Source organism: Coriobacteriia bacterium (assembly GCA_016649875.1).
Taxonomy (GTDB): domain Bacteria; phylum Actinomycetota; class Coriobacteriia; order WRKU01; family JAENWW01; genus JAENWW01.
The window spans coordinates 54,427-75,967 of the sequence record JAENWW010000006.1; the positions used below are offsets into that span (position 1 = coordinate 54,427).

Here is a 21,541-nt window from a genome sequence, read left to right on the forward strand (position 1 = left end):
AGGGACTCTATGGTTTATAACACTTTCATAGTCGTCATGTGGATATACTGGATCGCCGTGGTATTGGTTCTCATCGGCGAGAATCGAGAACCGACAACGACGCTTGCGTGGATATTGATTCTCTGCCTGCTGCCCGGCGCAGGCCTTGTTCTCTACTTTTTTTTCGGTCGCGATTGGAAGCACATCACACGCAAGAGCAAGTGGTTCCGAGCTCGCGAGGGGATTCGTAGGCCTTTTATGAAGTCGATTCGGGAAATCGATGCGCCCGAGGTCTCTTCTGACGGCGCGGGGATTGATTCGGTGATGTCACGAGAGGTGCAGAACTCGATTTTCAATCAAAGGGGAGTCCCTCCTCTTTTTGTACGGGATGTGGAGATATTTCCCCATGGCACGGTGTATTTCCCTGCGCTCCTCGATGACTTGTCGAAGGCGAAAGACACTATCAATATGATGTATTTCATCTGGATGGAAGACGAATTGACCGACAAAATCGTCGATATCCTTCTCGATAGATTGAAAAACGGAGTCGAGGTGAGGATTCTCAATGATTTTATCGGTTGCCTCACGTACAAAAAAAAGGGATTGAACAGACTCCGCAAGGCCGGTGCTCAAGTGCACCAGGATGTGACGGCAATCGCCAAGGCGAACTATCGGAATCATCGAAAAATAACGGTAATCGATGGGGTTTTGGCACATACGGGCGGTTTTAACATCGGGCAGGAGTATATCGACGGTGCGAAAAAGTATGATTACTTTCGTGATACCGGCATACGCTTCCGCGGCCCTTGTGTACTTGAGCTCCAAGATTTGTTCGCACAGCGGTGGTTTGATGGCGTCGGCGAGACGATTTACAACGATAGGTTTTTTCCCGTCAACCTCGTCGGTAACGGGAATGTGCTGGCGCAAGTCGTTGCGCACGGTGTCGAAGACTATTGGCACGCAGTTGCGCGTTCTTATGAAGTCGCCATCAGCACGGCGAATACGTCGGTGCTCGTCCAGTCACCTTATTACGTTCCCACCGATGCCATAGAGACGGCCCTTATCAACGCCGCTCTGGCCGGTGTGAAAGTAGAGCTGATGATCACCGGAGTTCCCGATAAGAAAATGGCCTGGTATGCTGCGTTTTCCTATTTCGAGAAACTTCTGCATTCAGGTGCACGCGTCTTTCTTTACGAAAAGGGATTCTTCCATTCAAAGGCAATCGTCGTCGATGGCGAAGCCTGTTCGATAGGAACGATGAATCTCGATGTGCGCTCTCTTGATTTGCATAAAGAACTTTCAGTTTGGTTTTATGATCGGGAAATATCGGCGCAGTACGAAAGAATTTTTGCCGAAGATAAAAAGGAATGCAGAGAGATCACAATCAAAGACATCGAAGATATGCGTTTCTTCGAAACTTTCAGAAACTCGGCTGCGCGTCTCGGCTCGAAACTTCTTTGAATAACCGTCCCGTCGGTACCACAATACAATCGCTTCGTGATTGTTAAGATGCATAATAGGCTTTTTTCAGTATCCGATTATCGCTTCATGTGAACATGGCATTCTCAAAGGAGTGCCATGTCTCATCTGCAGTTGCTACATGAATATAAAGCCATGTTCGAAGATGCGGTCGGGGAGTTGCTTGCACCGACACGATGCGCCGGGTGTGATGCATATGGCACGTTGATGTGTGACAAATGCTTAAAAAAGCTCAGTGAGTATCTGTCTCAATATGCGTGCCCCCGGTGCGGAGCTCCGTATGGAAAGATCGTTTGCACGGAGTGCTGGGACAGTGATTTTTCCTTTACGCAAACGGTTGTTCTCGGAGAATTGAGCGACACGCTTGCTCGCGCGGTGGTGTTGCATAAGGATTCGAATGAGCAAAGGCTTGGGGCGTACCTCGGCTTGATGCTGGGAATGAGGGTACGTGTCGAATTTGACTCATGGACGGATTGTGTGACGTGGGTCGCTCCATCGAAAAAAGCATTGCAGAGGCGTGGTTTCGATCATGGCAAATCGCTTGCCGAAGGGGTCGCCGGATGCCTCGGAGTTCCCGCAGTCGGTGTCGTCGTGCGAAAGCAGGAGTATGAACTTCGCGGACACACGCGCAATGAACGTCGTGAACTGACATCTGACACCTATTCTTTGTCGGGTCAACCGATTGCTCCCCATATGCTGCTGGTGGATGATGTGATAACTACGGGAGCGACGGCGAATAGCGTGGCAAATGTGTTGCTTGAGGGAGGCGCACGTGAAGTGCGCATCGCGGCGGTGGCGCGTACATGGTAGAATTGAAACTTGCTTTTGCGGGTCTGTGGTTGCGGATACTGCGCAAAATGCGCGGCTATCTTAGTCCAAGGCAGATGCGGTCAAAAGGATCCACGTAATTTCGTTGCCCGAATGGGAATGATTGAGCATGGCGCATCTTAGGGGTAAGTCGTACCGTCGGAGCAATCCGTCGAGAGAGCAAGTAGTGAGATCGTCTCAAGCAAAAGCTCCCGTATGCGAGTGTGGGGTCAAATACCAGGTCAGCCGCAAAAGCTAGCTTTGACCTTAGGAAAGGGAAACATGCATTTGAACAAGAAGCGTGCCGTCATCGGTGCACTTTGTCTCTGCGTTTTTGCTTCGGGCGCGCTCGTCGGATGCAAAAAACAGGAGACGAAGACTCTTCGAACCGCCAAAATCAAGTCACCTGCAATCATTGAAAATGGTGTCTTGAAAGTCGGGGTGAACTTCGGTGTCGCCCCTTATGCCGTCAAACAAGGTGATGCCGTCGTCGGTTTCGATGCCGAAGTGGCCGATTTGATCAGTCAAAAACTCGGCCTCTATCCCGAGTATGTTCAAGTGGCGCCCGACAAGGTTGCAACTGCGCTTGCAAACGGCACCGTCGATGTCGTGCTTTCTGCCGATATGGATACCGGTGATGCGCTTCTCGTGGGACCCTATTATACAAGCGGCCCCGGTTTTTTCACTGCAAGCGATAATGCTTTGAATGCCGAATCGTCGGCCAAAGATTTTCGCAAGAACTTGCCCATAGGAGTTCAAAAAAATTCGATTTCCTATTGGTATTTGGTCGATGCGCTCGGAGAGAGCGGTGTCAAAACGTTTTCCACGACAAAAGAGCTCATAGCGGCTGTCGCGTCGGGAAGTGTTTCGTTGGGAGCGATGGATTCGCTCGTCGGTAAGTATGCGATTGCAGGCGGCTCGAAAATCTCATTCGCCGGGTTCCTCGACGGTGAGAAAAAGTTCGGTGTCGCTGTTGCGCCCGCCCAGACCGAACTCGGCTCCGCGATTTCGACACTGCTCGCCAACGCAACCGATAAATCGATAATCGACTCGATGAATCGGAAATGGATTTCGACGTCGACGCAGGCGTTATCTTCGAACAAATAGGTGATCTTCAAATGGTGTCCTACTTCTATACTTCAGCACGGTAAAGTGCTAAAGTTTCCTCTGTGCTGTGCAGGGGATGCAGCACAAAGGCTTTTTCTGCCTTAAAGATATGGCGGCCTGTTTCTGCAGTATTTATAGGAGGAATTGTGAATAAGAACACATACGTTATTTTAGTTCTGTGCATCGGTTTGTCGGTTTGCATGGGACTGCTCACCGGGTGCCAGAAAGTGAAGACTACGTCTGTTACGCCTGCGGCAGGCGTAACAAAACCGGCTTGGGCGAGCAAACTCATCACACCGGGCGCAAGCACCGTTATCGTAGGAGCCGACACGAATTACCCTCCTTTTGAGTCTGCGCCGAAATCAGGCGATAATTTCGTCGGTTTCGATGTCGACCTCATGAAGGCAATCGGCAAGAAAACAGGACTTTCATTCGAATTCAAAACATACAATTTTGACTCTCTGGTCGCCGGTCTCAACGGAGGCACCGATTTTGATATGGTGACTTCGGCTTGGACCATCAACGCGGAGCGTAAAAAGCAAGTGAACTTTTCGATTCCTTATTATCGCAACGACTTCGGCGTCGTCGTATCTAAGGATTCGAAGTTGACAAGCTACAAACAGCTCAAAAAAGGCGACATCGTCTGTGTGCAAACCGGCTCCTCCGCAAACGAATGGGCGAAGAAACAGTTTGCCGGTACTGGAGTGCAAATAAAAACTTTTGAGAATACGCTTGACTGCTTCAACGCATTGACGGCGGGGGATGCCGGCGCGGTAATCCAAGATCTCGCAATGGCCACGTCCGTTGTTTCTGACTCGGCTCGTGACGCGAAGATAGTTGAGCACGTATCCGTTGCGGAGTATTTCGGCATGGGCTTAGCGAAAAACGCTAAAGGCGAAGCTATGAAAGCTACGATGGATTCGACGCTCAAAGAGCTCACGGCAGATGGGACGTATGCAAAGATTTACAAAAAATGGTTCGGTGTCGAACCGACCTTTAAGCCGGGAGATCCGGTCGAATAATTTCGATTGCAAATCATCGAAGCCGGCAATCCCTTCAGGGGGGGCTCATTGTAAAGAGAGCGCGTTAGCGCTCTCTTTTTTTGTTATCGATCGGGATACCGGAGCTAACGGGTCCGGTTGAAAATGTATGCATGAAAGTTACATTTTTTTGCATATTTTAATCATTTTAGTTAAAAAATATCTGATATTGCTAATATATGTACTATAATTTTTCAATAATATAACCTTAATAACACAGGGAGATGGGGACATGAAAAGAATCATTGTACTCCTGACGGTCGTAGTGCTTGCTTTTGGAGTACTCGCTCTTGCAGGATGCTCCAAGGTCAAGGACGATACGTCTGCCGCCACCAAAGCGAATTCAACCGGCCCGTTGGCGGGTAAAACCATCATCGCAGGTACCGATGCACCGTATCCTCCGATGGAAATGGTCAAGGCGGATGGTACCTACGAAGGCTTCGACATTGATATCACGAATGCCGCAGCTAAGGCGGAGGGCGGCACGGTCCAGTTCAAGACATGCGGATTCGATGCTTTGATTGCCGCTATGGGCGCTACCGGCGGCGACTATGATGCCGCGATATCTTCGATTACCATTACGCCTGAGCGGGCAAAGAATATGTTGTTCTCGGACCCGTATTTTAATGCCAACCAGTCTTTCGCTGTTCCCACCGGCTCGACCATGACTTCGACGAAAGATATCAAAAAAGGTATGAAAATCGCCGTTCAGCTCGGAACTACCGGTGAAATCTGGGCAAACAAGAACCTGAAAGCTAAAGGTATCGAAATCAAATCGTATGATCAAATCCCCAGTTGTTTCGCTGCGCTTTCTGCAGGAGATGTCGATGGCGTCGTAGCTGACTTTCAGGTTTCAAGCGATTATGCCGCCGATACAACGCGCAAGGCGACCATCGTTGAGCAAATCAGCACCGGTGAACAGTACGGTATCGCTTTCCCGAAAGCCAGCACCGCATATCTCGCCGCATTCAACCAAGGATTGAAAACCATCAAAGCAGACGGAACTTATACTGAAATCTATAAGAAGTGGTTTAAAGTCGAGCCGGTCTCGATTCCTTAACGGTGTTACCGATACGTATGCTCAAAAAGGCGGAATAGGCTATGAGTCAGTTTTTACACTGGTGGGAAACAAATCAGGTTACGCACCTCTTCTTTTCGTTCTCGGCGATGAAAGATGCGTTGCCTGCTATTTTGACAGCGCTTCCCGTGTCATTGATGTTCGGTCTTGTTGCGTTCCTGCTTGCGATTCCCGGCGGGCTTGCGCTCTCTTTCATGAAGATGAGCAACACCCGTTGGTTTCGCTGGCCTGCGACGATTTACGTCGATGTCGTGCGCGGAACTCCGCTTTTCTTGCAGATACTGCTGGTGTTTTTCGGCCTTCCGCTCACACCCATCTATAAGACGATCGTCGATGCTTTGAGCCTGAGGAGTTATCTGTTTGTCGGCATCGACTCGACGGTCGTCCTTCGCGGTTTGCTCGTGCTCTCGTTTAACTCTGCGGCGTATATGTGCGAAATTTTCAGGGCGGGAATCCAGTCGATTCCGAAAGGGCAGTCCGAGGCGTCGCGTTCGTTGGGGATGAGCGCGGTTCAGACGATGTCCTCCGTCATTCTTCCCCAAACAGTCCGCAGGATTTTGCCGACCATGATGTCGGAGTTCATTTTGCTCTTCAAGGATACCGCGCTGTTGGCCGCCGTCAGTGTCGCGGAAATGACGCTGCGTGCCAAGGAGGCGGCAGCCACGACGTTCAACCAGTCGGCTTATATCGTTGCCGCGCTCATGTATTTGGTGCTCACCGTCCCCTTGGGCCGTTTTGTGTCGGGGCTGGAGAATCGCCTCGCCCTTCAAGACAGCGGCGGAACGGGAAAGCGCCCGCCTCGATTGGGCACAAGTGCTCTCGATGCCGAACATATCGTTCCCCATAAGGAACGTATGATGTCGAATAGGGAGTGAAAATATGTCTGATGCAATCGTAAGAATCAACAATCTGAAAAAATCTTTCGGGGACCTCGAAGTTCTCAAAGACGTTTCGCTCGAAGTCGACCGTGGCGAGGTCGTAACGATTCTGGGACCGTCCGGTTCGGGAAAATCGACACTGCTCCGCTGTATCAATTTGCTCGAAAAACCGACCGGAGGAGAAATCTGGTTCGAGAATAAACTCATAAACGATAAATCGGCCGATGTGAATGAGATTCGCGAGCACATAGGCATGGTCTTCCAGCAGTTTAATCTGTTTCCGCACTTGACGGCGCAGGGTAACGTGGAGTTGGCCTTGCGGAAGGTGCGTAAGCTGTCGAAAGCGGCGGGCGCGAAAGTCGCGCTCGAGCAGCTGACGAAGGTCGGATTGGCCGATCGCGCCGACTATCTTCCCAGTCAGCTTTCCGGCGGTCAGCAGCAGCGTGTCGCAATCGCTCGCGCACTCGCTATGGATCCACACGTGATGCTTTTCGATGAGGCCACCTCGGCACTCGACCCCGAACTCGTCCGCGATGTCCTCGATGTCATGCGTCTCCTCGCCCGCGGAGGTATGACCATGATCGTGGTCACCCATGAGATGGGTTTTGCGCGCGATGTCGCCGATAGGGTCATTTTCATGGACGACGGTTTTATCGTCGAGGAAGGCACCCCGCAAGAGGTGCTCGATAATCCGCAGCACGAGCGTACGAAAGACTTCCTCGGTCACATATCTTAAGCGAAATCCCGCCTGGTTTGTGTTGTTTCTGCGGTGCGACCTTCTTTGTCGCATTTTATACGGATTTCCCTCTCGCACGGGGTATGATTACTGCGGACCTCTGAAAAGGGGAATGGAAAGCAGACGGATAAACGTGACATGTTTAAAATCTGCACGATGTCTAGAGGAGTTGAGCGCACATGATGTATGGTTACAACTACGACTACGGGAACTCGATGACGGGCTCTGCCTTTCCTGGGATTTTTATGGGAATATTTTGGCTTGCGGTAGTTATCGGTATAGTTGCTCTCGTTCTTTGGAGCATTCGACATGCGAGTAATCATTCACATACACCGATGCCGCCGATGGTCGATGACGCTTGCCAAATAGCTCGCGTTCGTTACGCCAAGGGTGAAATCACCAAAGAAGAGTACGACGAAGTCTGTCAAAGACTTGGCGCTTAGTCGTCAAAAAAGAAATAAGGGTTACGTATGGCCTATCACCTCAAGCGCGATCATATCGAGCTTTTGGCTCCGGCGGGCGGCGCCGAGCAACTGAAATATGCGCTCCACTTCGGGGCAGACGCCGTCTACATCGCCGGACAGCACTTCGGTCTTCGTGCACGTGCGGGTAACTTCACCGATGAGGCGCTCGTCTCTTCGGTGAAGTTTGCTCACAAAGCAGGCAAGCGCGTGTTTGCCACCATCAATGCGATTATGCATGATGAGGATATCGAGCCGCTCGGACGGTATGTCACGTTCTTGGACGAGGCGCAAGTCGACGCCGTTATCTTGAGTGACTTGGGCGCATTGCAGGTCGTTGCCGCCTGCGCACCCAATCTTGAGATTCACGTGAGCACGCAGGCGAGCGTCACGAATTACTCCACGGCATCGATGTGGCATTCGCTCGGCGCAAAGCGCATCGTGCTCGCCCGTGAACTCTCCTTGACGGAAATCGCCGATATTCGCTCCCATGTTCCCGACGATCTCGAACTCGAGGTTTTCGTTCACGGTGCCATGTGTATGTCCTATTCGGGGCGCTGTCTCATCAGCAACTATTTGACTCAGCGCGATGCGAACCGCGGGCACTGTACTCAGCCGTGTCGTTGGAAGTATGCCCTTGTCGAGGAGACTCGGCCCGGGCGCTATTTTCCCATCGAGGAAGATGAGCGCGGAACCTACCTGATGGATTCGTGTGATCTGTGCATGATCGAGCATATCGATGAGCTCCTCGATGCAGGAGTCGACAGTCTGAAAATCGAAGGTCGCGCCAAGGGAGCGTACTACGTGGCCACGGTTGTCAACGCCTATCGCCGAGCACTGAATGGAGGCGATATGGCCGAAATCCTTCCCGAGCTCGACCGTGTGAGCCACAGACCCTATTCGACGGGATTCTTCTTCGGCCCGGCGAAGCAAACTTATGATGATGCACAATATCTTCAAACACATGATTTATGTGCGACCGTGCTCAAGAGCGATGACGGTCGTTCGTCGGTGCGGCAGCGCAACCGTTTCTTCACCGGTGATGAAGTCGAGGTTCTCTCGCCGGGAGTACCGGTGAGAGCGTTCACGGTGACGAACCTACGGACCGAGTGGGGGGAACTCGTCGATGTCGCCAACAAGGCGACGGATATCTATACGATGGATGCTCCGTTTGAATTGAAGCCCGACGACATTTTGCGCCGGAAACGCGAAGATGAGCACGTGAAAGGCTGAAAAATACTTGACCGTGCACTTGTTACTGATATACTGACTTCTGCTACTTTTAAGCGTGCAATCTCGCTTCGGGTCGCAAAAGTGGGCGATTAGCTCAGGGGGAGAGCATTACCTTGACAAGGTAGGGGTCGCAAGTTCAAATCTTGCATCGCCCACCACTTTTCAAACTACGGGGATCCCGGATAGGATCCTTTTTTATCGCACTATCCGTTCCGCGTTTTGTATTATCATAGAGAAGTTCGTAAGTGGGCGGTTAGCTCAGCGGGAGAGCATTACCTTCACACGGTAGGGGTCGCAGGTTCGAATCCTGTACCGCCCACCACTTACTCGTTTTCGCTGTTGCGACGGTGCTGTTGCTGGAATGGCGCTATGCACTGCTCGTCAGGTGGGATGCCGCGGCTCTCTCGCTCATCATCACCTGGTTTGTCGATCTTCACAGCCGCGGTGTCGAGGAGACGGCTGCCATCGCGCGACGCGATGGTGTCAACCTGCCTCTCGGCGGTGCGTTGGCCGTGATGGTTTGCGTGGTGAGTCTCGGAGACGTGATAGTGCTCTTGACGGGAAAGTCGAGTGTGCTCTCTCAAAACCAGACGGTGGTACTTGGACTGTTCAGCGTCGTCGTTTTGTGGTTTTTGCTTCATCTGGTATTCACTCTTCGCTATGCCGCCCTGTACTATGCCGGTGACGAGGGCGGCGTCGACTTCGGAAAAACGAAACGTCCCATGTTCACCGATTTCTTTTATCTCGCGTTCACCATAGGGATGACGTACTAGGTGTCTGACACGCAACTCGAAGACAGCAAGTTTCGCCGCCTCGCCATCATTCATGTTCGGCACAGTTATCATCGCCACGACCATCAATTTCATAGCAGGGTTTTTGCTGCGCTGATATTCGAAAAAATGTCTGGAGTGGAGTGTACTTATGATATATGTGCTGAATACATCGCTTGATCCCACATACAATCTGGCGTTGGAAGAATTCTTGGTCACGACGAAGGATTCTCTTTTTGCGGAAAACGACATCGCCATGTTGTGGCAAGACGAGCCGACCGTCGTCGTCGGCCGTAACCAGAACACGGAACGTGAGCTCGATCGAGTCTATCTCGAACAAAACGACATTCATGCGGTGAGAAGAATGTCGGGAGGTGGTGCGGTTTATCATGACCTCGGCAACGTGAACTTCACAATCATCAAGCGAAACGCACATGCGCTCAAAAACAACTTCTCGTTTTTCACCGATCCGCTTGTCGAAACTCTCAGGTTGTTGGGTGCGAAAGCCGAGTTCTCGGGGCGCAACGATGTGTTGGTCGAAGGTGCGAAGTTTTCCGGGAACGCCCAGTATAGCCACGGCGATACCCTCCTTCACCACGGAACCATTCTCTTCGATTCCGATTTGAGCGTGCTCGGTCATGTTCTCAAGCCGAAACAAAGGGATGCCGCCGTTGAAGCCAAAGGTGTCGCTTCCCATAAAAGTCGTGTCGCTAACTTGCGGGAGTATCTTGACGTGACGCTTGAGGAATTCGTCGATATTTTCGCTCATCGGTTGGCAGAAATCGACATCGCCGCCCCGCTTAATGCCATCGAGCTCGATGAGGGACAACACGACGAGGTCCTTGCATTGAGAGAGGGGAAATATCGAACACTTCAGTGGAATTGGGGCGCATCGCCGCACTATACTCATATGAAGGAAGCGCGTTTCGACGCCGGCAATGTTTTGGCGTGCATGAACGTCGATTGCGGCATCGTCACGACCTTTGATATCTACGGGGATTTTTTCGAAGTAAAGCCTCTCGATCTGTTGCAAAAGCATCTGAGCGGATGTGCCTACTCCGATTTGCGCAATCTGATTTTGAATACTCCCGTCGAGGAATATATCCACAACCTCAAACGCGAAGAACTCGCCGGTCTCGTATAACAGACCGCATCATTGATGTTCACATGAAACCGCACGTTTTCAGGGCTAGAGCGAAGCAGCGCCACTATCGTGCGAGTTCAGCGTGTACTTCGCTCTCGACATGCCGGGTTGAAGGGGCTTCTTCTGGAGGCCAAAGCGAAAAGGTAGGGATATCGCTTGCTCAGATGTTCGAGGTATTCCAGCCATTCGAGTGCGAGAATCTCATAGGCCCGTTTCGTGTCGAGTTCGAGATGGGCGAGGTCTGCCTCCGGTAAATTGTCGAGGCTGCTGCGTGCCTGAAGCTCGTCGGATATATGGTTCGTCGCCCAGAGGAGGTCGGCGAACTGTTCATGTTCGAGAAGCGACTGGTTGGCGAGCAGTCCCAAAATAGATGTTTTGTGCTCGATGAGAAATTTCTTCATAGAGGCCAGTGATGAAGGTGTGAGTTTAATGTCGGGGGCATAGGCATGAAAAGTGGCCTCCGCTTGTTTATAGTTCTCTTTCGTCCATCCGACCTGCGGTGTGATTTTTTCGACCAGCGTTGCGGAGTTGCGGTCGACCCCGGCTATGGTTTTCAGCAAATCGAACCCGGTTTCGGAGAAAAAAGCCCCGATGATCATGTTGAGCTTCTCGCGAAGGACTTCTTTTTCGCGTCGCTTCAAATATGTTTCCAAAAATACGGTCACCAAGAGAATTTGGAAACACATGAATGCCAGATCCCCGATAAAAAAGCGCTCCAATTCGTTATGGAGAATCGGCGTGGAAAAGGCGAACCACCGAATGGTGTATAAAGCTATGGTTACGATTGCCAAAGTGATTCCGAGAATCGGTTTCCAGTATTTAGGTGTTTTCATGCGTGTTCACCCTTATGATCGTGAGAATGGTTCCCGGTAAGTTTTTACTGTAAAGACCGGTGCGCGCGAGATGCTCGCGTCCGGGTAATGCTGTATCCTATTAATAATGTATCAGCACATGAGAAAGAATACGATGTATATTTCCACCGGAGAGCAACTGGCCGAACTCGTTCAACTTTTGAAGAACGAGGATGTGGTCGCCATCGACACGGAGTTCATGCGTGAAAAAACATATTACGCACGCCTGTGCCTCATTCAAATCGGCTATGACGACGGTGAGGCGGCCATCATCGATCCTCTTGCCATCGGTGACCTTTCGCCACTCGAAGATATTTTATACGACGAAAGAATCGTCAAGATATTTCATGCCGGAGGGCAAGACCTCGAAATATTTTATCAACTCTTCGGTAAGCCCGTCTGCCCGGTTTTCGATACACAAAATGCAGCTTCGCTTTTGGGATATCGGGAGCAAATCGGCTATGGTGCACTTGTGTCAGGCGAGTTCGATATCCATCTGAGCAAAGCCGACAGCTTCACTGATTGGGCGCGGAGGCCTCTTTCGGATGCCCAGATCAGCTATGCGAAAGATGATGTGGTTTATCTGGTCAAGCTTTACCCGACCATGCGGGAAAAACTCGAAAAAATCGACAGACTCGCGTGGTTGGATGAAGATTTCGCTCAAAAATGCAATCCTTCGACGTACGAAATAGACTATGACCATTTGTACCGTCGTGTGAAGAAGTTCAAGTCTTTGAACCGCCGCGCACTCGGCGTCGCGCAGCAAGTCGCGATTTGGCGTGAGAGGGAGGCGCAGAGGAGAAATTTGCCTAAGCGGTGGATAGTCTCCGATGAGACGCTTATTGAGCTTGCCAGGCGTGCCCCCAAAGATATCGAAGCCATTAAGATGATACGGGGCTACTCGCCGATAATGGTCAAAGAAGGAAAAGGCTTAATCGAGGCCATCGCATGCGGACTTTCGATTCCTGAAAGTGAGCTACCGGTGCTTTCGCATAATGAGCGCTCGACACAAGACGTCAGCGCGAGTGTTGATTTAATGACGGCACTCGTAAGACAACGCGCAAAAGATAATAATATATCCACCACCATACTTGCTTCCCACGCGATGCTCGAAAAACTTGTAGAGTCTCCGGATTCCGAGAACGAAGTCAAACAGGGTTGGCGAAAGTCCATGGTGGGCGACGAGTTGACGGATTTGCTGGAAGGTAAGCTGTCGTTGTCGCTCGAAGGGCCGAATCTTGAGGTACGGCGGATAGAAAATAACACGGAGGAGTGATGCCCATGTTTATGAATTTGAGTTCGAACTGGCTTTTGTTGATGCTTGTCACCGTCGCCCTCGGCGGTCTCACGCAGATGTACATTAAAAGGACGTATGCCAAGTGGAGCCGGGTGGTCAATAAGAACGGACTTTCCGGCGCGCAGGCGGCGCAGATGATTTTGGAACGCAACGGCATCGCCGCTTCTCCCGGCCAGCCCACCGGTGAAGGTGCTTGTGCAGTTGCCTCCGTCGAGGGGACGCTGACGGATCACTACGACCCTCGCACGGGTATAGTTTCGCTTTCCGAGGGTGTCTACAAAGATGCCTCCATTGCGGCCGTCGCTGTCGCTGCGCACGAAACCGGGCACGCGTTGCAGGATGCGCAAGATTACACATGGGGTGAAATTCGCACGAAAATCGTCCCGGTGGTGGGCTTCGGCTCAGCCGCCGCGGGTATTTTGATCGTCATGGGCTTCTGGATCCAACTGTCCGGTCTCATGTGGCTCGGGATTTTGGCGTATTCGGTGGCGGTTTTGTTTCAAATCATCACGTTGCCGGTCGAGCTCAATGCATCGAAGCGAGCGCTCGTACAATTAAGCGACGGTGGCATGCTGTCGGGCAGCGAACTTCCCGCAGCGCGTCAGGTGCTCACCGCCGCCGCGCTCACCTATGTCGCCGCCGCGCTCATTTCCATTCTCAACTTGCTCTACTACATCGGTCTCGCCCGAAGGAACTGACGACCATGGCTGAAATGGTGACATTGACGGTAAGCCAGGCTCTCGGGATTGCCAAAGAGAAGCTCGAAGGAATATATATCCGTGTCATCGGAGAGGTGTCGGAGTTTTCCGACAAACCCGGCTACAAGGCGGCATATTTCAGCATCGGGGACAAGGATTCGGTGTTGCCGTGTATGATGTGGCGCGCTCAGTACGATGCAAGCGGTGTCACTCTCCGCAGCGGGATGCTCGTCGAACTGACGGGGAAGTTTTCGCTTTATGCCGCGAAAGGACGCATGAATTTCAGTGTCTCGCGTCTTGAGGCCGCAGGGGAAGGCAATCTGAAGGCGCTGGTCGCCGCTCGTCTTGAATGCTTGAGAAACGAGGGCCTGACCGACGAGGCGCGAAAAATATCGGTTCCGAACATGGCTGAAAAAATCGCCGTGGTCACCTCTCCTCAAGGTAAGGCCGTCCACGATGTATTGCGTACGCTTCGTCGCAGGTTTCCTTATGCCGAGGTGTTCTTCTTCGGTGTGAAAGTCGAGGGCGAAAGTGCTCCCGCAGACATTTCTCACGCCATTGCCGAGGCGGATCGCATCGGTGCAGATGTTATACTCGTCGTACGCGGTGGCGGCTCGTACGAAGATTTGTTGCCTTTTTCCTCCGAAGAGGTCGCCCGTGCGATTGCTGTGGCAAACACGCCGATCGTAACCGGCATCGGTCACGAACCCGACGTGTCCATCGCAGACTATATCGCCGACAAAGTGGCATCGACACCGACAGCGGCAGCCGAGGCGGTCACTCCGTCGCGCGAAGAGGTCGTTCGTAATTTAAACCAAAAAAGGAAGATTCTTTCGGGCGCGTTGCAGGCGAATCTCGATGCAAACGTGCACGCACTCGATGTTTTGATGGCGAGAAATATTTTCTCCGATCCGCTGTCCTTGCTCATGCAAAAAGCTCAAACCGTCGACGGGCTGCACCAGCGACTCGATCGGGCGATTCCCGGCAAAATCGCACAAGATAAAGTTTCAATTTCCAACATGCGCAATCGGCTTACGTCCATCGGAACGAATTTCATGCGTATGCCGCAGGCTAAGGTGGGAACGGCTGCATCTCGTCTCGATGATTTGTCGCCGCTCAAGATTTTATCGCGCGGGTATGCGGTTGCATTCGACGAACGGGGCGGTCTCGTCGTCAAGAATGTCGATTCGGTCGGAATCGGAGATTTGATTTCGGTTCGTATAGCAGACGGTGAGCTCGGTTGCAGTGTCATTTCCAAGAACAAGACGGAAGGATAGGCGCATTATGGAAACGAATGAAAACGAATTGACTTTCAGCGGAGCGTTGAGCGAGCTGGAGGGGATTGTACGCGAACTCGAAGGTGGACAATTGGAACTCGAAGACAGCTTGCTTCGTTATGAGCGCGGGGTGAAGCTGATTCGTGTTTTACAAGAGAAGCTCGAAACGGCTGAGCAGAAAGTAACCACTTTGCTTGGTGATATCGAGCCCGAAACGGGCCGAGAGGAGCTGTAAGAAATGCATGAGTTGACGAAGGATTGCATATTTTGCAAGATCGTACGAGGCGAGATTCCTTCGAAAAAGGTCTATGAGAACGAATATGTGCTGGCGTTCGATGACATCGCTCCCCAAGCTCCCGTTCATACCCTGATTGTGCCGAAAGAGCACGTAGTCAATCTTGAAGATAATCCCTCTCCGGAATTGCTTGCGCATTTATTCGACGCCGTACATACGGTCGCCGAGATTAAGGGCGTGGCTGAATCGGGCTATCGAGTGGTTCAAAATAACGGGAAAGATGCGGGGCAGACGGTGTCGCATCTCCACGTTCATATTTTCGGCGGGCGCTCGTTCGGCGAAGGAATGGTTTAGATATCCGGGCTAAACGACATACCATCCTCGAAAAAACTTTGCGTATGCCGGTTCGAGCCGGACGGAGTTTGTGCCACGGTGGAGGAGGGGACGACGCTTCTTTCCGCTGCGCGTAGTGCAGGCGCCTACATCTTGGCCACCTGCGCGGGAAGAAAGGCTTGCGGAACATGCGCCGTCCGTGTCCTCGAAGGGAAACTCGGCCCGATAAGTCCCGAGGAGCAAAACATAGTCGGTAAAAGTTCGGTCAGATTGGCATGCCGGGCAAGAGTTATCGGAGATGTCGTGGTGATGCCGATCTCTCAAAGGCAAAAACTCTCCACAGATGTGCGCGACACGGCGAGTTCCACCGATTCTCCTCTCGTCGTCGGGGTGGATTTCGGAACGACGTCGATTGCTCTCGATGTCTTCGACCTCGAACGTGCCTCCGTCATCGCCGTCGCCCATTCCACCAACGCTCAAAATGCGTGGGGGGCCGACGTCTTGAGTCGTCTGAGCATCGCGGTTCAAGACCGAGCGGAGATGCTCGCTTTACGCGATGCCGCTCAAAACTCGATTCTCGAAGCGCTTTCAAGCGCTTTGCTGTCGATTGGACGGGAACCTGACGCGGTGGAGCGGATGGTGATCGGAGCCAACACCGTCGTTGCAAGCCTTTTGTGCGGTACGCCGGCGCACGGGCTCGCCCACGCTCCGTTTCTGGCCCCGGAAGAGTTCTTGCTGTCTGCCGGGCCACTTCACGAGGCTCTCCTCGCAGCGAACCCCTCTTGTGAAGTGCACGTCGTCGCTCCTTTGAGAGGGTTTGTCGGAGGAGATATCGTATGCGGTCTTTTCGGTGCTGACGTGCTGAAACCTAAGGAACCGGTACTGTTTGTCGACATCGGCACCAACGTCGAGTTCGTTGCCGCATTACCCGATAAGATAATCGTCGGCTCCGCTCCGGCGGGGAGTGCCTTTGCGGCAAGCGGAGGGTTGGGCTCCTCGGTCTTAGAGAAGCTTCTGCAGCTGCGCGAGCGAGGCATATTGGATGAGTCGGGTCTGCTCGATGCAACAAATCGAGAGGTTTTTACCGGCCTTGACGGGGTGATGTTCGTCGAGGATGGAAAGCGAATCTTGACGCAACTTCAGATTCGCGATTTCCAGCTTGCGAAGGCTGCCGTTGGAGTGGGGGTTGAAAAAATATTGCACGCCGCACATATCGGTTTCGGCGATTTATCGCGTGTGATTATCACCGGAGCGTTCGGAAACGCGCTGAACGCGCATGTTCTATTCGGACTTAAGATTTTGCCTTCCGAGTTGGTCGGCGTTTCAATGGAATACAGAATCGATGCCGCGCTTGACGGAGCCACGATGATTGCTCGCGGATTCGACGGCCGTTTTTCAGAGGCCGGTGAATATTACGCGACTGCAGAAGTCGTGGATTTCGTGGCAGACCCCGGATTCGCAAACGAACTCATGGATAATCTTTCTCTTTAAATCTGTGACAAGACATAAAGAAGAACCCCGACCTTCAGGCCGGGGTTCTCATAATCCTTTTCCGCTAATCATCTCACGTACTCGATCAATGCACGCAACTCGTGCGCCGTTGGAGTTTGAGCATCAAGCTGTTTGTCCGCAGACAAGTTCGCAGAAAGGAAACTTAATCTTTTTACTCATAATACAACTGAAACTATACCATATGCCAAATAGTTCGCGCCGTTGGGGCACCTGATGCCTATTTTTCGGTGGTGAATGGCGGATTCAATGTAAATATACGGTCACGACACGATTGTACCGAGGAGGAATCATGAATTCAGAAAATCAAGAGACCGTGTATTACCCCAGTCCAAAAGTAGCCGAACACGCGTGGATCAACTCGATGGAACAATACAAAGAAATGTATGCTCGGTCCGTCAAAGACCCCGAAGGGTTTTGGTCGCAGCAGGCCTCTGAGCTACTGTCGTGGGACAAGAAGTGGGATAGGGTTCTCGAATGGAATTTCGACGAGCCGAAAATCGAATGGTTCGGCGGGGGAAAGCTCAACGTGTCCGTGAACTGTCTCGACCGTCACGTCAAATCGCATCGTCGCAATAAGGCGGCGCTCATTTGGGAAAGCGACGGAGGGCGTTCGAAGGTCTATACCTATCAATCCATGTATACGAAAGTATGCCGTATGGCAAATGTTCTCAGGGCGCACGGAGTAAAAAAGGGCGATGTCGTCGCAATCTATATGCCGATGATTCCGGAGGCGGTCATCACCATGCTTGCGTGTGCTCGAATAGGGGCGGTCCACACCATAGTGTTCAGCGGATTCTCCTCTCAGGCACTCCGAGATCGAATACAGGATTCTCAAGCGAGAGTACTTATCACCGCCGACGCCGGTCGTCGTGGGGGACGAGGCATCGCGATTAAGGCGGCGGCAGATGAAGCGCTTCTCGAATGTCCGGCCGTCGAAGTGGTTATTGTCGTGTCTCACGCTCAATCGGACGTCGATATGCAACCCGGGCGAGATTTTTACTATCACGAAGAGACGCGTAGGGAAGATATTTCTTCATTCTGCGAGCCCGAGTCGATGGATTCAGAAGATCCTCTCTTCATTTTGTACACGTCCGGCTCGACAGGGAAACCGAAAGGCGTCGTCCATACGACAGGCGGCTACCTCCTCCAATCGGCGATGACGCTTAAGTACCTTTTTGACATTCACGATGAGGACGTTTATTTCTGTACGGCCGACATCGGATGGATTACGGGACACAGCTACGTTGTTTACGGTCCGCTTGCCCTTGGTGCGACCACACTCATGTTCGAAGGGACACCGACGTATCCCAATCCCGGCCGTTTTTGGGAGATTGTCGAAAAGCACGGCGTGAACCAGTTCTACACCGCTCCGACAGTGGTGCGCTCTCTGATGAAGCAAGGAAACGCTTGGGCTGAAAAGTATGATCTCTCCACTTTGCGGGTGATAGGTTCTGTCGGCGAGCCGATCAATCCCGAAGCGTGGGAATGGCTTTACGAAGTAATCGGAAAAAAGAATTGCCCGATAGTCGACACGTGGTGGCAAACTGAAACCGGTGCTCAGATGATTGCAAACTTCCCGGGATTCACGCCTATGAAACCCGGGTCGGCGACGATGCCATTCTTCGGTGTACAGCCGGTCATTCTCGACGACAAGAGTAAAGAGACCGAACCGGGACAAGTCGGTCGCCTCTGCATAAAATTCCCTTGGCCGTCGATGATTCGTTCCATGTGGAGAGATGAGGGGAATGCCCGTATAAAGGAGACCTATTTTTCGACCTTTCCCGGCCACTACTTCACCGGCGATGCCGCGATGCGCGATGAGGACGGTTATATATGGTTGCGTGGTCGTGTCGATGACGTCATAAACGTATCCGGCCACCGCATGAGTACCGCCGAAGTCGAAGCGGCGCTCAACTCCTATGATGGAGTGGCCGAGTCGGCTGTCGTCGGGTACCCGCATGAGATCAAAGGCGAGGGAATATACGCCTATGTCGTGCTCAATGACGAGGTGGCTGCCACCGAAACCACGAGAAAGATGCTTGTCGGACACGTCCGCAAGAATATCGGGCCGATTGCTTCTCCCGACTTCATCCAGTTCGTAAACGCGCTACCGCAAACTCGTTCGGGCAAAATCATGCGACGCATTTTGCGCAAAGTAGCCGCCGGTATCATCGATAAGCAGGCTTTCGGAGATTTGTCGACTTTGGTCGATCCCGATGTCGTCGATCAAGTCATCGAGACTCGTCTCAACAGAGACTGACCGTCATCGTTTGAGAAACGGCCGAAGTCGCATTCGATAAGAGGTATCGGTTTATATTCGACATACGGCACGCCACCCCGGGGCGTGCCGTATGTTTTTATCAGTAAATTTGCGGAAAACCCCGGCGTTCAGGGCGGGGAGGATGTCAAGAGTGGCGTATCGGTGAGTGTAACAATAGTTCAGTTCGCCCGATGGTTTTTTCCTGCTGGTGTAATATGTGACTATTGTTAATTCACGTATGCACGACATTCATGGTTACTTCTCGAAGGGATATCACCTATGGCTTATAACGACCTTTTTTTACGTGCTTGTCGTCTTGAGGAAACCGAACGCACACCGGTGTGGATGATGCGTCAAGCCGGGCGTTTCTTGAAGGAGTATCGCGAAATCCGTGCAAAGCATGGTTTCCTCGAGATGTGCCATACACCGGAATTGGCCGTCGAAGTTTCATTGCAGCCCGTCGATTTAATCGGAGTCGACGCGGCAATCATATTCAGCGATATTTTGGTCGTATTTCCCGGTATGGGGCTTGATCTCGAATTCCAAAGCGGTAAAGGTCCCGTCATCAACAATCCGATTAGAAGCGCGGCCGATGCGCGTGCGCTCACGCTTTCCGATCCGCTTAAAGATACGGGTTATGTCATGGAGGCGCACAAGATGTTGCGCCATGAGCTTGAGAACAAAGTGCCGTTGATCGGTTTTGCCGGCGCACCGTTCACGCTTGCAAGTTATGCCATAGAGGGCGAAGGAACCCGCGACTATGAAATCTGCAAAGCATTCATGTGGAATGAGCCGGCCGCGTGGGATATCCTCATGAATAAATTCGCCGACACAGTCAGCGCGTATCTCTGCGCGCAAATCGATGCCGGCGCGCAAGTCGTCCAGCTTTTCGACAGTTGGGTCGGCTATCTCGCGCCCCGCGATTACGAACGCTCTGTGTTGCCGTATACGCAGCGTGTCCTTTCCGAGGTCAAAGCATATGGGCAAAAAACGGTTCCCGGCGGTGTTCCGGTCATCTATTTCGCCAACGGTGCGACGTCGATGCTCGACCTCGTTTCACAAGCGGGAGGAGACATTCTCGGATTCGATTGGCGCCTCGACATGAAAAAAATCGTCGAGCAGGTCGATGAGAAGTTCGGCATCCAAGGCAATATCGATCCCGCGGCGCTTTTCGGCTCGGAGGAATCCATAGAAGAGCAAGTGGGCGAGATTTTGAATGCCGTCGGCACTCGTCCCGGGCACATATTCAATCTCGGACACGGGATTCACAAAACGACCGACCCGGATAAGGCCCGTTTCTTCGTCAATACGGTCAAAGAGCAGTCGGCTCGAATTCGTAGCGGAAACTAGGTCCTGATCATGGATGCAGTCATAATCGTCGGTTATGGAGCGCCCGAAACCCTTGAAGAGGTTTCAGGTTTCATGACAAGTCTCATCGGGCGTACACCGAGTGATGAAGTGCTCGATCGCTTGAAGTCTCACTACGTGGCGATAGGCGGTCGCTCGCCTTTGATCGGTTACGCTCGAGAAATTGCCGCTTCCGTCGAAAAAAAGTTGGCATCGGGCGGAACACTCGTTCCCGTCGAAATCGGTATGGTGCACACGGCGCCCTCGATCATCGAGGCAGTCGATGCTCTCGTGGACTGCGGTGCCACACGCATCATTGCGGTTTCACTTTCTCCCTTCTACTCGACGGCATCCAACGGAAGAGCGTTCGAGGAGGTCGGCGGAGCCGTCGCCCTTCATGAAGGCGTGAAGCTCGTATGCGCACCCGAGATCGGGTTATTCGAGGGCTTCATCAAAGCACAGGCAGACGCTCTCGGCAAAATATTCGATGCGGTCGACGTCGAGACGGACGAGGCTCCCATCTCGTTTTCAGCGCACAGTTTGCCCCTGTCCGCCGTCGAGACCGGCGATTACGTATATGAGGACGGCCTGCGCCGCGCCGCCGATGCGCTGTCCGAACATCTCTTTCTCTCACCGGCCGATGAAGACGGATACATGATCGAAGATATCAAGGCGTATGGAACCAGTAAGCCTCCTCGCCCTTGGTGTGTCACATTTCAGTCGCAGGGTATGCGGGGGGCGGATTGGCTCAAGCCGACGCTGTCCGAGTTCATAGACGATGCCGCAAAGCGGGGGATCAAGGCGGTCGTTTGTTCGCCGCTCGGCTTTTCAACCGATCATATGGAAACGCTTTACGATCTCGATATCGTTGCAAAAAAGCAGGTCACCGATGCCGGGATGGCCTTTTTCAGAAGTGCTTCCCCGAATAACTCCGAATCGCTCGTCGATGCGTTCGTCGAATCGATAGAGACCGTCCGTGAGAGCGAATAACCATTTTTATACGATTCATTCGTGAGCAG

At 52.3% G+C, this 21,541-nt stretch carries 21 protein-coding genes and 2 tRNA genes; 22 read left to right on the top strand and 1 reads right to left on the bottom strand.

Going from position 1 to position 21,541, the window contains the following annotated elements:
- The first annotated feature begins 9 nt into the window (after nt 1-9).
- From cls to JJE36_03510, 13 genes are all read left to right on the top strand, one after another.
- Nucleotides 10-1,440 carry a cardiolipin synthase gene (gene cls / locus JJE36_03450; GenBank protein ID MBK5211353.1) on the top strand — a complete coding sequence of 477 codons (1,431 nt, stop codon included), beginning with the start codon at nt 10-12 and terminating at the stop codon, nt 1,438-1,440.
- Nucleotides 1,441-1,557: 117 nt separating this feature from the next.
- Complete coding sequence (locus JJE36_03455; protein MBK5211354.1) at nt 1,558-2,268, top strand: ComF family protein; 711 nt, start codon at nt 1,558-1,560, stop codon at nt 2,266-2,268.
- A gap of 279 nt (nt 2,269-2,547) precedes the next feature.
- Nucleotides 2,548-3,372: a transporter substrate-binding domain-containing protein gene (locus JJE36_03460; protein MBK5211355.1), complete on the top strand. Its 825-nt coding sequence runs from the start codon at nt 2,548-2,550 to the stop codon at nt 3,370-3,372.
- A gap of 146 nt (nt 3,373-3,518) precedes the next feature.
- Nucleotides 3,519-4,394 carry an amino acid ABC transporter substrate-binding protein gene (locus JJE36_03465; protein MBK5211356.1) on the top strand — a complete coding sequence of 292 codons (876 nt, stop codon included), beginning with the start codon at nt 3,519-3,521 and terminating at the stop codon, nt 4,392-4,394.
- Between the two features lie 250 nt (nt 4,395-4,644).
- Nucleotides 4,645-5,472 carry a basic amino acid ABC transporter substrate-binding protein gene (locus JJE36_03470; GenBank protein ID MBK5211357.1) on the top strand — a complete coding sequence of 276 codons (828 nt, stop codon included), beginning with the start codon at nt 4,645-4,647 and terminating at the stop codon, nt 5,470-5,472.
- A gap of 41 nt (nt 5,473-5,513) precedes the next feature.
- Nucleotides 5,514-6,365, top strand: a complete 852-nt coding sequence (locus JJE36_03475) for an amino acid ABC transporter permease (protein ID MBK5211358.1) — start codon at nt 5,514-5,516, stop codon at nt 6,363-6,365.
- Nucleotides 6,366-6,381: 16 nt separating this feature from the next.
- Nucleotides 6,382-7,104: an amino acid ABC transporter ATP-binding protein gene (locus JJE36_03480; protein MBK5211359.1), complete on the top strand. Its 723-nt coding sequence runs from the start codon at nt 6,382-6,384 to the stop codon at nt 7,102-7,104.
- 179 nt (nt 7,105-7,283) lie between these two features.
- Nucleotides 7,284-7,547 (top strand): SHOCT domain-containing protein, encoded by a 264-nt coding sequence (locus JJE36_03485; protein MBK5211360.1) that lies wholly within the window; start codon nt 7,284-7,286, stop codon nt 7,545-7,547.
- A 27-nt stretch (nt 7,548-7,574) separates the two neighbouring features.
- Complete coding sequence (locus JJE36_03490; protein MBK5211361.1) at nt 7,575-8,798, top strand: U32 family peptidase; 1,224 nt, start codon at nt 7,575-7,577, stop codon at nt 8,796-8,798.
- Nucleotides 8,799-8,881: 83 nt separating this feature from the next.
- A tRNA-Val gene (locus tag JJE36_03495) sits at nt 8,882-8,956 on the top strand.
- 89 nt (nt 8,957-9,045) lie between these two features.
- Nucleotides 9,046-9,120 (top strand) — tRNA-Val (locus JJE36_03500).
- A 25-nt stretch (nt 9,121-9,145) separates the two neighbouring features.
- Complete coding sequence (locus JJE36_03505) at nt 9,146-9,571, top strand: DUF1345 domain-containing protein (protein ID MBK5211362.1); 426 nt, start codon at nt 9,146-9,148, stop codon at nt 9,569-9,571.
- Between the two features lie 148 nt (nt 9,572-9,719).
- On the top strand, nt 9,720-10,712 hold the full coding sequence (locus tag JJE36_03510) for a lipoate--protein ligase (GenBank protein ID MBK5211363.1): 993 nt from the start codon (nt 9,720-9,722) through the stop codon (nt 10,710-10,712).
- A 77-nt stretch (nt 10,713-10,789) separates the two neighbouring features.
- Here JJE36_03510 and JJE36_03515 read toward each other — a convergent pair whose 3' ends face one another.
- Nucleotides 10,790-11,545, bottom strand: coding sequence for a hypothetical protein (locus JJE36_03515; protein MBK5211364.1), 756 nt, complete (start codon nt 11,543-11,545; stop codon nt 10,790-10,792).
- A gap of 106 nt (nt 11,546-11,651) precedes the next feature.
- Between JJE36_03515 and rnd the strand changes: the two genes are divergently transcribed.
- The 9 genes from rnd (at nt 11,652) to hemH (ending at nt 21,512) form a co-directional block, all read left to right on the top strand.
- A complete protein-coding gene (rnd, locus tag JJE36_03520; GenBank protein MBK5211365.1) occupies nt 11,652-12,839 on the top strand; it encodes a ribonuclease D in 1,188 nt (395 codons plus the stop codon).
- Nucleotides 12,840-12,880: 41 nt separating this feature from the next.
- On the top strand, nt 12,881-13,558 hold the full coding sequence (locus JJE36_03525; GenBank protein MBK5211366.1) for a zinc metallopeptidase: 678 nt from the start codon (nt 12,881-12,883) through the stop codon (nt 13,556-13,558).
- Between the two features lie 5 nt (nt 13,559-13,563).
- Nucleotides 13,564-14,835: an exodeoxyribonuclease VII large subunit gene (xseA, locus tag JJE36_03530; protein ID MBK5211367.1), complete on the top strand. Its 1,272-nt coding sequence runs from the start codon at nt 13,564-13,566 to the stop codon at nt 14,833-14,835.
- A 7-nt stretch (nt 14,836-14,842) separates the two neighbouring features.
- On the top strand, nt 14,843-15,070 hold the full coding sequence (gene xseB, locus JJE36_03535) for an exodeoxyribonuclease VII small subunit (protein ID MBK5211368.1): 228 nt from the start codon (nt 14,843-14,845) through the stop codon (nt 15,068-15,070).
- A 3-nt stretch (nt 15,071-15,073) separates the two neighbouring features.
- Complete coding sequence (locus tag JJE36_03540) at nt 15,074-15,424, top strand: histidine triad nucleotide-binding protein (GenBank protein MBK5211369.1); 351 nt, start codon at nt 15,074-15,076, stop codon at nt 15,422-15,424.
- Nucleotides 15,425-15,502: 78 nt separating this feature from the next.
- A complete protein-coding gene (locus JJE36_03545) occupies nt 15,503-16,894 on the top strand; it encodes a DUF4445 domain-containing protein (GenBank protein MBK5211370.1) in 1,392 nt (463 codons plus the stop codon).
- A 310-nt stretch (nt 16,895-17,204) separates the two neighbouring features.
- The gene (gene acs, locus JJE36_03550; GenBank protein MBK5211371.1) at nt 17,205-19,175 is read left to right on the top strand and encodes an acetate--CoA ligase; all 1,971 of its coding nucleotides are present in this window, start codon (nt 17,205-17,207) and stop codon (nt 19,173-19,175) included.
- A gap of 279 nt (nt 19,176-19,454) precedes the next feature.
- Nucleotides 19,455-20,525 carry a uroporphyrinogen decarboxylase gene (gene hemE, locus JJE36_03555; GenBank protein ID MBK5211372.1) on the top strand — a complete coding sequence of 357 codons (1,071 nt, stop codon included), beginning with the start codon at nt 19,455-19,457 and terminating at the stop codon, nt 20,523-20,525.
- Between the two features lie 9 nt (nt 20,526-20,534).
- Nucleotides 20,535-21,512 carry a ferrochelatase gene (hemH, locus tag JJE36_03560; GenBank protein MBK5211373.1) on the top strand — a complete coding sequence of 326 codons (978 nt, stop codon included), beginning with the start codon at nt 20,535-20,537 and terminating at the stop codon, nt 21,510-21,512.
- Nucleotides 21,513-21,541: the final 29 nt, after the last annotated feature.